Below are 13,760 nucleotides of genomic sequence, written 5' to 3' on the forward strand. Positions count from 1 at the left end.
GGACCTGATCGGAGGAACGCCGTGATCACATCCCGTCCCAGAATCGTGGATCTCAGCGAGGTCGAGCCCAACCGTCGGCGCGGAGGCGACCTGCGCGCCATGCTCACGCCCGCCACGGTCGGCGCCACCAGCGGTTTCATGGGCGTCGCCATCGTGCAGCCCGGCGAGCGCATCGGGGAGCACTACCACCCGTACTCCGAGGAGTTCGTGTACGTCGTGTGCGGGGACCTGGAGGTGGACCTCGACGGCGTCCCCCAGCCGCTGCGGCCCGAACAGGGCCTCATGATCCCCATGCACATGCGGCACCGCTTCCGCAACGTGGGCAACGTCGAGGCCCGCATCGTCTTCCACCTCGGCCCGCTGGCCCCGAGCCCGCCGCTCGGCCACGTCGACACCGAGGAGAGCGACGCCGCGGAGGTCCCGTCATGACACGCCGGGTGGCGGTCACCGGCATAGGCGTCGTCGCACCCGGCGGCACCGGCATACCGGCGTTCTGGGACCTCCTGGCCGCCGGGCGGACGGCGACGCGGGGCATCACCTTCTTCGACCCGGCGGGCCTGCGCTCCCGGATAGCCGCCGAGTGCGACTTCGACCCGGCGGCGCACGGCCTCGACGCGGAGCAGACCGCACGGTGCGACCGCTACATACAGTTCGCCCTGGCCGCCGCGGCGGAGGCGATACGCGACGCCGGCCTCGAGCCCGAGCGGGAGAACCCCTGGCGGACGGGGGTCTCGCTGGGCACCGCGGTCGGCGGCACCACCCGGCTGGAGCACGACTACGTACTGGTCAGCCGTCACGGGCAGCGCTGGGACGTGGACCCGCAACAGGCCGGCCCGTATCTGCACCGCGCGTTCGCGCCCAGCACCCTGGCCTCCACGGTGGCCGAGCGGTTCGGGGCGCGCGGCCCGGTGCAGACCGTCTCCACGGGCTGCACCTCGGGGCTCGACGCCGTCGGATACGCCTTCCACACCGTCGAGGAGGGCCGCGCCGACGTCTGCATCGCAGGCGCCTCGGACTCGCCGATCTCCCCGATCACCATGGCCTGCTTCGACGCGATCAAGGCCACGTCCCCGAACAACGACGACCCCGCGCACGCCTCGCGCCCCTTCGACGCCGACCGCGACGGGTTCGTCATGGGCGAGGGCGGCGCGGTGCTCGTCCTGGAGGAACTCGACCACGCCCGGGCCCGCGGCGCGCACGTGTACTGCGAACTCGCCGGCTACGCCACCTTCGGCAACGCCTACCACATGACCGGACTGACCCGTGAGGGCGTGGAGATGGCGAAGGCCATCGAGGCCGCCCTCGACCACGCCCGGCTGGACCCCACGGCGATCGACTACGTGAACGCGCACGGCTCCGGCACCCAGCAGAACGACCGCCACGAGACCGCGGCGGTGAAACGGGCCCTGGGCCCGCACGCCTACGACACCCCGATGAGCTCCATCAAGTCCATGGTGGGCCACTCCCTCGGCGCGATCGGCGCCATCGAACTCGTCGCCTGCGTCCTGGCGCTGGCCCACCAGGTCGTACCGCCGACCGCCAACTACGAGACCCCGGACCCCGAGTGCGACCTGGACTACGTCCCGCGCATCGCACGCGAGCGGAAACTGGACAGTGTGCTCTCGGTGGGCAGCGGGTTCGGCGGCTTCCAGTCCGCGGTGGTCCTGACCCGGCCGAGGGAGAAGACACGATGAGCGAACCGCACATACGGCGGGCGGCCATCACCGGAATCGGCGTCGTCGCGCCCAACGGATCAAGCACCGAAACCTTCTGGAAGTCCGTCAAGGAGGGCATCAGCGTCCTCGACCGGGTCACCCGCGAGGGCTGCACGCACCTGCCGCTGCGGGTGGCGGGCGAGGTCCGTGACTTCGACCCGTCCACCGCCGTCGAGGAACGCTTCCTCGTCCAGACCGACCGGTTCACCCACTTCGCCATGGCCGCGGCCGACCTCGCGCTGGACGACGCCCGGCTCGGGAAGCCCGCGACCGACGGCTCCCCGTTCTCCGTCGGCGTGGTCACCGCGGCCGGTTCCGGCGGCGGCGAGTTCGGGCAGCGGGAGCTTCAGCAGCTGTGGGGAAAGGGCAGCCGGTTCGTCGGCCCCTACCAGTCCATCGCCTGGTTCTACGCCGCCAGCACCGGCCAGATCTCGATCCGCCACGGGTTCAAGGGCCCCTGCTCGGTCGTCGCCGGCGACGAGGCCGGCGGCCTGGACGCCCTCGCACACGCGGCGCGGGCGGTGCGGCGCGGCACCGAGGTGATCGTGGCCGGATCGACCGAGGCGCCGCTCGCCCCGTACTCCGTCGTCTGCCAGCTCGGCTACCCGGAGCTCAGCACCGAGGCCGACCCGGCCCGCGCCTACCGCCCCTTCACCTCCGCGGCCTGCGGATTCGTCCCCGCCGAGGGCGGCGCCATGTTCGTCGTGGAGGACGAGGAGACGGCCCTGGCGCGGGGCGCGCGCGTGCAGGCGGTGCTCGCCGGACACGCGGCCACCTTCACCGGCGCCTCCCGCTGGGAGCAGTCCCGGGAAGGCCTCGCCCATGCCGTGCGGGGCGCCCTGGCCGAAGCGGGCTGCGCCCCCGAGGAGATCGACGTCGTCTTCGCCGACGCCCTGGGCGTGCCGGAGGCGGACCGCGCCGAGGCCCTCGCGATCGTCGACGCGCTCGGCGCGCACGGCACCCGTGTGCCCGTCACCGCACCCAAGACCGGCATCGGCCGCGGGTACGGCGCGGCGGCGGTGCTCGACGTGGCGGCGGCGGTGCTCGCGATGGAGCACGGGCTGATCCCGCCCACCCCCAACGTCTACGACATCTGCCACGAACTCGACCTCGTGACCGGCCGGGGCCGTGCCGCCCGGCCGCGCACGGCGCTGGTCCTCAGCCGGGGCCTCATGGGGTCGAACTCGGCGCTGGTGCTGCGGCACGGCGCCACCGGCGCCTCGTCCTGAGGTGCCGCGGAGCAGTAGAGGAGAACCGCAATGTCCGACCGAATAACCGTCGAAGAGCTGGCCGAACTCATGAAGAAGTCCGCCGGTGTCACCGTCACCCCCGAGGAACTCGGGCTGCACAACCCCGGTTTCGACACCCTGGGCGTCGACTCGCTGGGCCTGCTGGGCATCGTGGGCGAACTGGAGAACCGCTACGGCACACCGATGCCGGCCGACGCCGAACGCTCCAAGACCCCCCGGCAGTTCCTCGACCTCGTCAACAGTGCCCTCATGACAGGAGCGTGACATGACCGGACACACGCAGAACGAGATCACCATCGCGGCGCCGCTGGACCTGGTCTGGGAGATGACCAACGACCTGGAGAACTGGCCGCGGCTGTTCACCGAGTACGCCTCCGTCGAAGTCCTGGCCCGGGAGGGGCGCAAGACCACCTTCCGGCTGACCATGCACCCCGACGAGAACGGCACCGTGTGGAGCTGGGTCTCCGAACGCGAACCGGACCGCGACACGCTCACCGTCAGGGCCCGCCGGGTCGAGACGGGACCCTTCGACCACATGAACATCCTCTGGCGGTACGAGGAAGTGCCGGGCGGCACCCGCATGGTGTGGACGCAGGACTTCGCGATGAAACCGGAAGCACCGGTCGACGACGCCTGGATGACCGACAACATCAACCGGAACTCCAAGGTCCAGATGGGGCTGATCCGGGACCGCATCGAGAAGGTCGCCGCCGAGCGCGGTGCCACCCCGGGTCTGACCGACTGAACCGGACGGAGAACCAGCCCCCATGCACCAAGCACTGATCGTCGCCCGCATGGCCCCGGGCTCGGCCCCGGACATCGCCAAGGTGTTCGCGGAGTCCGACCGGGGAGAGCTGCCGCACCTCGTCGGGGTGGTCCGGCGCAGCCTCTTCCAGTTCGGCGACGTGTACATGCACCTCATCGAGTCCGAGCGGGAACCCGGCCCCGCCATCGCCAAGGTGACCGAACACCCCGAGTTCCGGTACGTCAGCGAGCGGTTGTCCGCGTACGTCAGCGCGTACGACCCCCAGACCTGGCGCTCCCCGAAGGACGCCATGGCGCAGCGCTTCTACCTCTGGGAGCGTGACTCGGCCGGCTGAACCCGCCGCGAACTCACCGGTCGCCGGGCCCGCGACGCTGCGGGCCCGGCGACCGGGGTGGTCTTCAGGGCGCCGTTCAGCCCGGGACGTGACAGTCGAAGGCGTGCAGATAGGGGTTGACCGGGCGGATGTCGTCGATGACCAGCCCCGCCTCGGTCAGCCGCCCGACCATGCTGTCGGTGGTGTGCTTCGCCCCGCCGACGTTGAGGAGCAGCAGCAGGTCCATCGCGGTGCTGAACCGCATCGAGGGCGAGTCGTCGACGAGGTTCTCGATGACCACGACCCGGGCCCCCGGGCCACCCGCGGCACGGACGTTGCGCAGCGTCCGTGCGGTGCTGTCGTCGTCCCACTCCAGGATGTTCTTGATGATGTAGACGTCCGCCGCGACCGGCACGGACACCCTCACGTCGCCTGGCACCACGCAGGCGCGGTCCGCGAGGTCGCCGCCCGGCCGCAGCCTCGGCAGTGCGTTGTCCACCACCCGCGGAAGGTCGAGCAGAGTGCCGTGCAGCGAGGGGTACTTGTCCAGCAGGCTCGCCAGCACATGGCCCTGCCCGCCGCCGAGATCGGCGACCGACGAACTCCCGGAAAGGTCGAGGAAGTCGGCGACGTCCCGCGCCGACTGCACGCTGGACGTCGTCATCGCCCGGTTGAAGACGTCGGCGGACTCCGGGGCGTCCTCGTTCAGGTAAGGGAAGAACTCCTTGCCGTACAGGTCCTCGATGACATTGCGCCCGGTGCGCACCGCCTCGTCGAGCCTCGGCCAGGCGTCCCAGGTCCATGGCTCGGTGCACCACAGTGAGATGGCCCGCAGACTGTTCGGATCGTCCTCGCGCAGCAGCCGGGAGACATCGGTGTGGGCGAAGGTCCCGTCCGGCAGTTCGGCGAAGACGCCGTAGCAGGAAAGGGTGCGCAGCAGCCGTCGTAGCGGCCGGGCCTCGGCCTTCACGGCGGCCGCCAGGTCCTCCGCGGTCATGGGGTGATCACCGAGGGCGTCGGGGACTCCCAGCCGGGCGGCCGCCCGGAGGGCGGCGGCACATGCCGCCGCGAACGCTAGCTCCCTCAGCCGCATGGACGGCGGTGGGGCTGTCTGTGCGGTCGTCATGTGCCGCTTCCTTCCTTCTGGGCCCGCAGGCGGGCCATGACCTGCGGTCAGCACATTCCCGCGGGCTGGGAGGCCCGGCAGGAGTTGTGTTCGAAGGTGTTGCCCGTGCCGTGGTCGGTGTTGATGAGGTCCGCCGGGGAGTTGCCCTCGGCCACGTTGTCGGTGATCCGGTTGCGGTCGCTGGTGACGCCCACAAAGCTCTTGAACAGGACGATGCCGCCCGACAGCGGCGAGTTGCCCACGTTGTCCCTGACCACGTTCCGGGTCACCAGGGTGTCCTCGGCGCCGGTCAGGACGATGCCGGAGCCCTGCAGGGCGTCCAGCCGTGTCGTCTTCGGGCACGACTTGTTGTTGCGTACGAGGAGGTTGTCGCGCACGGTCAGCGCGCCGGCCTTCGGCTTGTTCTCGTCGCCGACGACGAACACCGCCACGCAGTTGGCGGTCGCGCGGTTGCGGGCGACGGTGAGGTTGCGCAGGCGTCGGACCGTCAGGCCGATCCGGTTGCCCTCCAGCCGGTTGTGGTCGATCAGTGTTCCTCCGGTGTCCGTGGCGCCCGCCTCCTCATTGATCGTGTTGGCGAGGAAGACACCCGCGTCGCCGTTGTTCAGCGCGCTGTTGTCCTGGATCAGCGAGCGGACCGAGCGCTCCTGGGCGATGCCCCACACGCCGTTGCGCGCCGTGGTCACGTTCCGCACGGTCAGCCCGTCGGTCGCCATGGCGAACACCCCGGTCCTGGCAAAGCCCGTGACGGTCAGCGAGGCGATGGTGACGCCCTTGACGTCACGGTCCTTCGTGCCCAGGACGCAGATGCCGTTGCCGCCCTCGGCACAGCTGTTGGCGGCCTTCTTCCGGCTCGGCTGGATCACTGTGGCTCTCCCCATGCCACGCAGGGTGAGCCCGGGCGTGGTCACCTTGATGCTCTCGTGGAACGTGCCGGGCGCCACGAGAACGGTGTCTCCGGGCTTCGAGGCGTCCACCGCCTTCTGGATCGACTGGCCCGGCATGACCACATGGAACGCATGACGGGCGGCCGGCGGAGCGGCACCCAGCCCGGTCCCGACCACCACGGCGGTGCACATCATGTACGTAATGCGGTATTTCTTCATGTAGCGAACGCTATGACCAGATAGACCGTTTACCTGCCGAATGGGCCATTCGGCGGCGTGTCCTGCGGGCAGCCTGCGCCCGGCGTGGGCCCAGGGCGGGGCGGCGCCCATCAAATAGGGCGATAACCGGAGATACTTCCTACGGCGCCTGCGGAGTGTCCGGGGCGTGTCGCGTGAGCAGGCCGCTGCGGGCCGGGCGGGAGCGATGTTGATCCGTGTTCTTCTCGTCGAGGAGACCGATCTGGTGCGCGGGGCACTGGCTGCTCTGCTGACACGTGAGGAGGACATCGAGGTGGTCGCAGCGGCACGGGGGTGCGGACAGGCCCTCACGCGGGCGCTGTCCTACCGGCCCGATGTCGTCGTCATCGACTGTGACGGCGATGCCGTCGAGGACGGGGCGCTCGGTACCTCCCAGGAGCTCAGCGAGCGGCTTCCCGAGTGCCGGATCCTGCTGGTGGCCGGTACGGCCACGCCCGAATATCTGCGCCAGGCGCTGGCCCAGCCCGTCGCGGGACTCATCGGCAGGAACAGCCCCAGCAACTTTCTGACGGAGGGCGTACGCAAGGTGGCGGCGGGCGGGCGGTTCATCGACCCGGAGCTGGCGCTGCTGGCGCTCTCCTCGGCCCGGAGCCCGCTGACGCCCAGGGAGCTCGAGGTGCTGCGGCTGGCGGCGGACGGCACTCCGACGCGTGAGATCGCCGAGCGGCTGTCGCTGTCGGTGGGCACGGTCCGCAACCATCTGAACGCGGTCTCCAGGAAGACCGGTGCACGCAACCGCATCGACGCGATCCGCATCGCCAGGCAGTCGGGCTGGCTGTAACCGGGTTCACGGCGGACCGACCGGCTCACATCGCTTTACGGCGGGTGAGTTCGCCGGCGCCGGCCGGTCGCGCCTCATCCTCTCGCTCGTCCCAGTGGCCGATCAGGTCGCGGTAGAGGGCGCAGTCGGCCATCAGCCGGTCGTGCGTGCCGAGGCGGCAGTGCGAGCCGTCCATGACGAGGACGAGGTCGGCGCGGAGCGCGGAACTGATCCGGTGGGCGCAGACGACCAGCGTGGCCGGGCGGCCGGCGAAGGCCCGTTCGGCGACCGCCTCCGCCGCCGGGTCGAGATGGCAGGTGGCCTCGTCCAGCAGGACCAGCCGGGCCGGCGGCAGCAGGGCCCGGACCAGGGCGATCAGCTGCCGCTCACCCGCCGAGAGCGCGGCAGGATCCACGGTCGCGCCATAGCCGCCGAGACGCCGGACCAGGGCCTGCGCACCGATGGCACCGACCGCCGCGTCCAGCTCGGACCCGGTGGCCGCGGGCTCGAGATAGGCGAGATTCTCGCGCAGCGTGCCGGCGAACACATAGGCCTCCTGCGGGATCAGCACACGGCACCGGGACAGCCGTCCCCGATCCAGCTCCCGCACCGGCACACCCCCCAGCCGGATCAGGCCGGCCCGCGGTTCGAGCACCCCGGCGATCAGGGAGGCCAGCGTCGACTTGCCCGCCCCGCTGGGCCCCACGACGGCCAGATGCGTGCCAGGCGCGAGGACAAGGTCGAGATCCCGGACGACCGGCTCGGCGGAACGGGCGTATCCAAAGGTGACCCCGCACAACTCGACCCGGCCGTCGAGGGGCTGCGGCCCTTCGGGCCCGCCCACCACGGTCCTGGAGGAGAGCCCGGCGGCCCTGAGCGGCCTTGGGGAGGCGTCGGTGGGGCTGCGGCTGCCTGAAGCGCTGGTAGTGGGCGGGGTGTTGCCCTGCTCGGTGTCGGTAGGACCGGAAGAGGGTGCTGTTGCCGTCGGGGTGGAGGCTTCCAGGATTCGGGTGAGGGTGACCAGGAGCCACAGGCCGCTGCCGCCCAGGCCCTGGACGAAGCCCCGTAGGGCCGGTTGCAGGGACTGGGAGACGTAGGTCAGGGCGCCCAGGACGGCGCCGGTCGTCATGCCGCCGCGGACCAGCCAGGGGGTTCCGGCGAGGATCAGCACGATCGGGAGCCAGCCGCCAACGCCCAAGGCGGCGGTGCGCACGGCGGTGAGCCGGGCCAGGGCGCGGGCCGCGTCCGCCGCCGCGTCGATGCGGGCGCCGACCCGGGCGCGTACGACGTCCTCGGCACCGCAGGCCGTGACGTCCCGCAGTCCGTCGGCCACCGCGCCCACCTGCTCGGCGATGGCCTCGTCGGCCAGCACGACAGCCCGTTGCCGGGCGGCCATCGCGCGCAGGGCCAGCAGGAACAGCGCGAGCCCGGCCGCGAGGGGCGGCAGCACGAACAGCAGGAGGGCGGGATCGAGTACGACCAGCCCCAGCAGCACGCTCACCGCGGTGACCGAGAAGGTCTGCACGAACATCACGATCGCCCCGTACGACTCACGGGCGATCTCGACCTGCTCGGTCAGCCGCGCGACGCCCGCCGTGTCGGCCGGCCCCGTGAGGCGGGCGGAGCGCTGCAGCGTGCCCGTGGTGACGAGGGTGACCAGGTCGTCGCGGAACGGTTCGATGACATCGGCGAGTCGGAGTGTCGCCTGCCGGGTGCCCCAGGCGCCGAGCAGGACGGTGCAGGCCAGCAGCGCCAGCCAGCCGAGCCCCTCGGCGCTGCGGCCCGCGAGGAAGCCGTCGTCGACGGCCCGGGCGACCAGCCAGCCGGACAGCAGCGTGGGCACCGCCTGGACCAGCGACCAGGCGGTGAGCCGTGCGAACTCCGGGCGCCGGGCGCGGAGGGCGGAGCGAAGCAGGTCGTGGGCCGCCCGGTTCATCGCGGCCCCCCGTCGGCCGGCCGGAACACGGCTCGGTACTCCGGGTCCGCCCAGAGCGCCCTGTGGGTGCCCTGGCCGCGGACGCGGCCCGCCTCCAGCCAGACGACGTGGTCCGCGCGGGCCGCGGTGGACGCCCGGTGGGTCACCACGAGCCGGGTACGGCGGGCGAACCGCCCGGACCCGGTGAGCACCTTGCCGATGTGGTGCTCGGTGACGGTGTCGAGGCCGGCCGTCACGTCGTCGAGCACCAGGACCCGGCCGGCCGGGCCGGCCTGGACGAACGCGCGTGCGAGGCCGACCCGTTGGGTCTCCCCGCCGGACAGCGGGGCGGTGGCCGGCCGGGTGGCGTACCCGTCGGGCAGGGTCTGGAGGAAGGCGTCGGCGTGCGCGGCGATCGCCCCCGCCAGCACCTCGGCCTGGGCGGGGGCGCGGGCCCCGAAGGCGATCGCGTCGGCGTACGTCTCGCCCAGCAGCACCGGCCGGTCGAAGCCGTACGCCACGGCCCGCCGCAGCGCCGCGCGGTCCACCTCACGCAAAAGCACCCCGTCGAGCAGCACCTCGCCCTCGTCCGGGTCGGCCAGCCGTCCGGCCAGCGCGGCGAGCAGCGACTTGCCGGATCCCGAACGCCCCACGACGGCCGTCAGCAGGCCGGGCGGCGGGGCCAGGTCGACCTCGTCCAGCACCGTGCCGCCCTCCGGCGTGCGGACGGTCACCCGGCGGAACTCCAGCCGGCCGCCGCCCCCGCCCGGCAGTGGCGCGTCGCCGTACACCGCCGCGGGTTCCGCCAGCACCTCGGCGACCCGCCCCGCCGTGGCGCGCGCGAAGGCGAGCCGGTGCGCCGAGGCCACCAGCGAACTCACCCCCGTGGCGAGCAGCACGTACTCGCTCGCGGCGAGCGTCTGACCCGGTGTGATGCGGCCCCGGGCGAGTTCCAGGCCGGCCACCGCCAGCACGGCCACCTCCAGCAGGGGGACGAGCGCCGCGTCCCGCGCGGAGACCCGGGCGTACGCCCGCCACATCCCCATGCCGTGGCGGTGCAGCTCCGGCAGCGGCCGCAGGATCCGCTCGGCCTCCCGGGCCGTGGTCCCGGCGGCGGTGATGGAGCGGATGCCGGTGAGGGCGTCGACGAGCCGGGCGGCGATACGGCCCTGGGTGGCGAAGTAGCGGTCGTTGACGTCGGAGACGTCACGGACGAAGGCGCGCACCACCAGGACGACCAGCGGCAGCCCGGCGAGGAACGTCAGGCACAGCCAGGGGTCGATCAGGGCCAGGGCCACCACCGCCCCGACCGGCGGCAGCACTTCGGTCACCGCCCACACCAGGCCCGAAGGTGCACTGCCGGTCCGGGCGGTGTTGCTCACCAGGCGCGTCACCAGATCGCCGGGAGTGTGGCGGCGGGTGGCACGGGCGCCCATGTCGAGGACGTGCCCCAGCAGGGTGTGCCGCAGCCATGCCGTGGAGCGCGAGTTGGCGACGGCGCCCGCATAGTCGTCCGCGGCGTCGCACACCACGAGGAGCGTGACGGCGAGGGCGGACAGGGTCAGCCACAGGGCGGCGTCACCGCGCCCGAGTACGGCGTCGACGGTGCGGCCCATGAGGGCGGGCAGGACGAGGTAGACCCCGGCGAGCACAAGAGAAGTGGCGGCCAGGACGCCGCCCCAGGTGCCGCCCCGCCGGACCACCGTCAGCAGCAGTCGGTCCGCCGCACGTCGGTCCACCGGCCGCTCCCGTCTCCGGACATCGGATGGTTCCAGCGAAAGGGGCGGGGACACCCGAAGTGCCCCCGCCGTTGTGGTCGGGTCAGCCGCAGCCCAACGCGCTGAGCAGGCTGAAGCAGCCCTTGCTTGCCCGGCTGCCCGGCGGCGGGCGGTAGCCGGATTCCGTCTCGATGATGAGACCCTGCAATTCGAGGAGCGACATCACGTCCTCACCTCCTCTCTTGTACTGGTGTGGGGACGGGGAAGCCATGAGCGGGCAGGCCAGGTGTCAGGAACGGCAGTCCGGCCGGCCGGGAGTGGAAGGCGGCACCGAGGGCGAGCAGGACGCCTGCGCCCCCGGTCGCCAGGTCCATGGACAGCCGCAGCAACTGCTCGCCGGGGAAGGCCAGTTGACCGTTCAGGAGACAGGCGTGGCGGGCCAGGTGGCGTACGTGGTCGGCGATCTGGGGGTCCCGTGTGGCGGCCGTGCCGGGCGGGTGCGGGCGGCTGAGGTGAAGGATCATCCCGGCGAGGCCGTCGAAGAGCCCGGGCTCGATGTAGAAGGACGCCCTGGCCGCCTTGCGGATCGCCGCGGCGGCATCCAGGAACTCCTCCTCCGCGCGGTGGGCCAGATAGTCCTCGAGCACCATTCCGATGCCCACGCTGCCGTCCGCGAGATAGGGCATGGTGCGGGAGACCTCGTTCACCTCCATCGAACCCTCCTCGCGCACGACGCAGCGGCGCAAGTCCTGGCGCAGCGCGGTGGCGGCCAGGTCGAGAAGGGCCGGGTCCTTGCTGCGCTCGTACAGGCGCAGGAACAGCAGCGCGGGCCCGGACGACCCGAACATCAGCCCCGCCCTCGGGTGGGCACCGCCGCTGGTCTCGGCTACGCCGTCGGCCGGGCCCAGGCGGTCGGCGACGATTTCCGCCGCCCGGCATGCGGTATCACGGCAGGTTGCGTCGCCGGTGGTGGCCGCGAAGTGCAGCAAGTTGAGTCCGATGCCGGACAGGCCGCCCTTGAGGTCGAGGGGCAGGGGCTCCCACCGTTCGCTCAGACACATGTCGAGGACTTTGACGGCCTCCTCGTGGTGTCCTAGGTGTTCGAGGACGTACGCGACGCCGTGCAGGCCGTCGTAGAGGCCGATACGGGTGCCGGGTGCCGGGGCGAGTGCGTGCCGGATCAGCCAGTCCTCATGGTCGCGGCGGCGTCCGGCGCCCGTCACGTCCAGTGCGTACAGTACGCCTGCCGCGCCGTGAGCTATGCCGAGACCGCTGCCCGGGAGCAGGAACTGCTCGATGTCGCCCGGGAAGAGCCGGTCGTGGCGGTCCGGTGTGGCGGCGGCCAGGATCGCGGAGGCGATCGAGTCCCGGGCGCGCAGCCAGCCTGGTCGGTCGGGCTCCAGCCGGGGCTCGTCGCTCGCCCCGGAGTCGATGCCGCTGTCGCCGGTGACGGTGCGTACGGCCTCGTCGAGGAACCGGCGGGGGACCGGGAACAGCCGAGCGGCCTCCCGGGCGAGCTGTCCCGCCTTGCCGACGTCCAGTTCGATCAGGCTGGTCAGCGGCAGGAACAGGAAGAGCCGCAGGCAGGCCAGCGCATACCGGTCGATGTCGAAGCCGGTGGCGCCGCGCGGGGCGATGAAGCCCGGCGCGGCGAGGACCTGGCGCCGCGCCTGAGTCACGTCCGACGCGCCCTCGAAGTCGATCAGCACCACCCTGCCGTCGGGACGGACCAGGATGTTGTCCGTGTGCACGTCGCCCATGACGACGCCCCGCTCATGGACCGCGGCGACCGCGTCCTCCACCTGCCCGAGGACGTCGAGCGCCCAGTCGGTGTAGTCGGCGAAGGCGGCCGCGTTCGGGGCCAGCGCGGCAAGCGGACTGCGCTTCACGAACTCGTGGTACAGAACCGTGGCCTCGACGAACTCCTCGACGAGGAAGTGGTGGCCGCCCAGCTCGAAGTGGTCACGGAGCGCGGGGACGAACGGCAGGCCGGCCAGCCGTTCCAGGGCTTCTCGCTCGCGTTGCAGCCGGGTGACGGCGTCCGCGCCGTCCGGCGTGAGGCCCGCGTGCGGCCGTCCCTCTTTCAGGACGACGCGCTCCTGTGTCCGCGTATCGACCCCCGAGTACAGTCCTCCGCCGTTGGAGAAGTGCAGCGCCTTCTCGATCCGGTAGGGCAGGTCGGCGACGGTGGTGCGCCGGCTCTCGGCGAGGTGCGGTTCGAGGAAGCCGGGCAACTGCACCCACTCGGGCACCCGGAAGGTGGGGCCGCGCACATCGGGTACCAGACGGCCGGAGGGATCCTCCACGGCCTGCTCCACCACGCCGTCGTCGGACACGCAGTACCGGTCGGCGAAGCCCCCGTACCTGACGTAGAGCGGACCGTCCCCCCAACGCAGATCGCTGAGGATGTACGGGCCCGTCCGGCCGTCGAGGAGGCCGCCCAGCTCGGTGAGGATGCGCTCGCACTCGGCCTCGTCCACGGGGTAGACGGTGATGAACTTGCCGCTGGAGCCGCGGTGCGCGTACTTCGCGTTCGCGAGGAAGAGGGCGTCCATGCCGGGCAGGAACTTGAACGCGATGCGGCGCGGGACGCAGTAGTCCCACACCTCGTCGAGGATCGACTGTGCGTTGTCCGGACAGGCCGAGACATGGATCTTCCAGCCCTGCCGGGGGAACGTGCCGCCGGTCGGACGGCACACCACCCAGTCGCCGAGTTCTTCACGTGTCCACGAATCGGGGAGCCGGCGGCCGGCCTGCCGGAAGCGGCCACGCGTCCGGCCTTGATGCGGTGCGTCGTAGAAGTGGGGGTCTGTGAGGCAGTAGACCTCGTACCGCTTGTCCACGGAGTCTCCAAGGGTTCAGTCCGCCTCCCTGGTGCCTCTCACCTCCCACGATGGCAGAAGACGCAGGCGGGGACATCGTGCGTCTGTCATCTGACGAGCGTGGGATTCACCCGGCTCCTCTGTGCGAAACGCACAGTCCGGGAGGTGGATAATCACGACCGCAGGAGTATTCGAGCCCCCCGAAAGGGTGTGTGTTTCCCGGCATGCGC

13 protein-coding genes are annotated in these 13,760 nt (G+C 71.8%); 7 read left to right on the forward strand and 6 right to left on the reverse strand.

From position 1 onward, the window contains the following. Positions 1-21 precede the first annotated feature (21 nt). The 6 genes from ACIBW9_RS09085 to ACIBW9_RS09110 are packed head-to-tail and all read left to right on the forward strand — an operon-like array spanning position 22 to position 4,065. Positions 22-429: a cupin domain-containing protein gene (locus ACIBW9_RS09085; protein ID WP_398952805.1), complete on the forward strand. Its 408-nt coding sequence runs from the start codon at positions 22-24 to the stop codon at positions 427-429. Further along, on the forward strand, positions 426-1,694 hold the full coding sequence (locus ACIBW9_RS09090; protein WP_398952806.1) for a beta-ketoacyl-[acyl-carrier-protein] synthase family protein: 1,269 nt from the start codon (positions 426-428) through the stop codon (positions 1,692-1,694). Before ACIBW9_RS09085 ends, ACIBW9_RS09090 begins: the two co-directional genes overlap by 4 nt. Continuing rightward, entirely contained in the window at positions 1,691-2,944 is a 1,254-nt protein-coding gene (locus ACIBW9_RS09095) for a beta-ketoacyl synthase N-terminal-like domain-containing protein (protein ID WP_398952808.1), read from the forward strand. Before ACIBW9_RS09090 ends, ACIBW9_RS09095 begins: the two co-directional genes overlap by 4 nt. A 30-nt stretch (positions 2,945-2,974) precedes the next feature. Beyond that, positions 2,975-3,229, forward strand: a complete 255-nt coding sequence (locus tag ACIBW9_RS09100; protein WP_344398922.1) for an acyl carrier protein — start codon at positions 2,975-2,977, stop codon at positions 3,227-3,229. Between the two features lies 1 nt (position 3,230). Next, positions 3,231-3,710: an SRPBCC family protein gene (locus ACIBW9_RS09105; RefSeq protein ID WP_398952811.1), complete on the forward strand. Its 480-nt coding sequence runs from the start codon at positions 3,231-3,233 to the stop codon at positions 3,708-3,710. A 22-nt stretch (positions 3,711-3,732) separates the two neighbouring features. Next, complete coding sequence (locus ACIBW9_RS09110; protein ID WP_398952812.1) at positions 3,733-4,065, forward strand: TcmI family type II polyketide cyclase; 333 nt, start codon at positions 3,733-3,735, stop codon at positions 4,063-4,065. A gap of 76 nt (positions 4,066-4,141) precedes the next feature. Here the strand turns inward: ACIBW9_RS09110 and ACIBW9_RS09115 are convergent, their stop codons facing one another. Together ACIBW9_RS09115 and ACIBW9_RS09120 are read right to left on the reverse strand one after the other, a co-directional pair. Beyond that, positions 4,142-5,170 carry a methyltransferase gene (locus tag ACIBW9_RS09115; RefSeq protein WP_398952814.1) on the reverse strand — a complete coding sequence of 343 codons (1,029 nt, stop codon included), beginning with the start codon at positions 5,168-5,170 and terminating at the stop codon, positions 4,142-4,144. 47 nt (positions 5,171-5,217) lie between these two features. Then, on the reverse strand, positions 5,218-6,276 hold the full coding sequence (locus ACIBW9_RS09120) for a nitrous oxide reductase family maturation protein NosD (RefSeq protein WP_398952816.1): 1,059 nt from the start codon (positions 6,274-6,276) through the stop codon (positions 5,218-5,220). 205 nt (positions 6,277-6,481) lie between these two features. Between ACIBW9_RS09120 and ACIBW9_RS09125 the strand changes: the two genes are divergently transcribed. Beyond that, positions 6,482-7,096: a response regulator transcription factor gene (locus ACIBW9_RS09125; RefSeq protein ID WP_398952818.1), complete on the forward strand. Its 615-nt coding sequence runs from the start codon at positions 6,482-6,484 to the stop codon at positions 7,094-7,096. Positions 7,097-7,121: 25 nt separating this feature from the next. On the opposite strand, the gene ACIBW9_RS09130 is transcribed toward ACIBW9_RS09125, so the two are convergent. From ACIBW9_RS09130 to lanKC, 4 genes are all read right to left on the reverse strand, one after another. Beyond that, positions 7,122-9,011, reverse strand: coding sequence for an ATP-binding cassette domain-containing protein (locus ACIBW9_RS09130; RefSeq protein WP_398952820.1), 1,890 nt, complete (start codon positions 9,009-9,011; stop codon positions 7,122-7,124). Next, positions 9,008-10,729 (reverse strand): ABC transporter ATP-binding protein, encoded by a 1,722-nt coding sequence (locus ACIBW9_RS09135; RefSeq protein WP_398952822.1) that lies wholly within the window; start codon positions 10,727-10,729, stop codon positions 9,008-9,010. The genes ACIBW9_RS09130 and ACIBW9_RS09135 overlap by 4 nt, the downstream gene beginning before the upstream one ends. Positions 10,730-10,811: 82 nt before the next feature. After that, positions 10,812-10,931 (reverse strand): SapB/AmfS family lanthipeptide, encoded by a 120-nt coding sequence (locus ACIBW9_RS09140; protein ID WP_398952824.1) that lies wholly within the window; start codon positions 10,929-10,931, stop codon positions 10,812-10,814. A 7-nt stretch (positions 10,932-10,938) separates the two neighbouring features. Then, on the reverse strand, positions 10,939-13,551 hold the full coding sequence (lanKC, locus tag ACIBW9_RS09145) for a class III lanthionine synthetase LanKC (RefSeq protein WP_398952826.1): 2,613 nt from the start codon (positions 13,549-13,551) through the stop codon (positions 10,939-10,941). Between the last annotated feature and the right edge of the window lie 209 nt (positions 13,552-13,760).

Source organism: Streptomyces sp. NPDC049541, assembly GCF_044465725.1.
Classification (GTDB): domain Bacteria; phylum Actinomycetota; class Actinomycetes; order Streptomycetales; family Streptomycetaceae; genus Streptomyces.

Coding starts and splice junctions, on each gene's coding strand:
- ACIBW9_RS09090 (WP_398952806.1), top strand. CDS start 426: ATGACACGCCGGGTGGCGGTCACCGGCATAGGCGTCGTCGCACCCGGC.
- ACIBW9_RS09095 (WP_398952808.1), top strand. CDS start 1,691: ATGAGCGAACCGCACATACGGCGGGCGGCCATCACCGGAATCGGCGTC.
- ACIBW9_RS09100 (WP_344398922.1), top strand. CDS start 2,975: ATGTCCGACCGAATAACCGTCGAAGAGCTGGCCGAACTCATGAAGAAG.
- ACIBW9_RS09105 (WP_398952811.1), top strand. CDS start 3,231: ATGACCGGACACACGCAGAACGAGATCACCATCGCGGCGCCGCTGGAC.
- ACIBW9_RS09110 (WP_398952812.1), top strand. CDS start 3,733: ATGCACCAAGCACTGATCGTCGCCCGCATGGCCCCGGGCTCGGCCCCG.
- ACIBW9_RS09115 (WP_398952814.1), bottom strand. CDS start 5,170: ATGACGACCGCACAGACAGCCCCACCGCCGTCCATGCGGCTGAGGGAG.
- ACIBW9_RS09120 (WP_398952816.1), bottom strand. CDS start 6,276: ATGAAGAAATACCGCATTACGTACATGATGTGCACCGCCGTGGTGGTC.
- ACIBW9_RS09125 (WP_398952818.1), top strand. CDS start 6,482: ATGTTGATCCGTGTTCTTCTCGTCGAGGAGACCGATCTGGTGCGCGGG.
- ACIBW9_RS09130 (WP_398952820.1), bottom strand. CDS start 9,011: ATGAACCGGGCGGCCCACGACCTGCTTCGCTCCGCCCTCCGCGCCCGG.
- ACIBW9_RS09140 (WP_398952824.1), bottom strand. CDS start 10,931: ATGTCGCTCCTCGAATTGCAGGGTCTCATCATCGAGACGGAATCCGGC.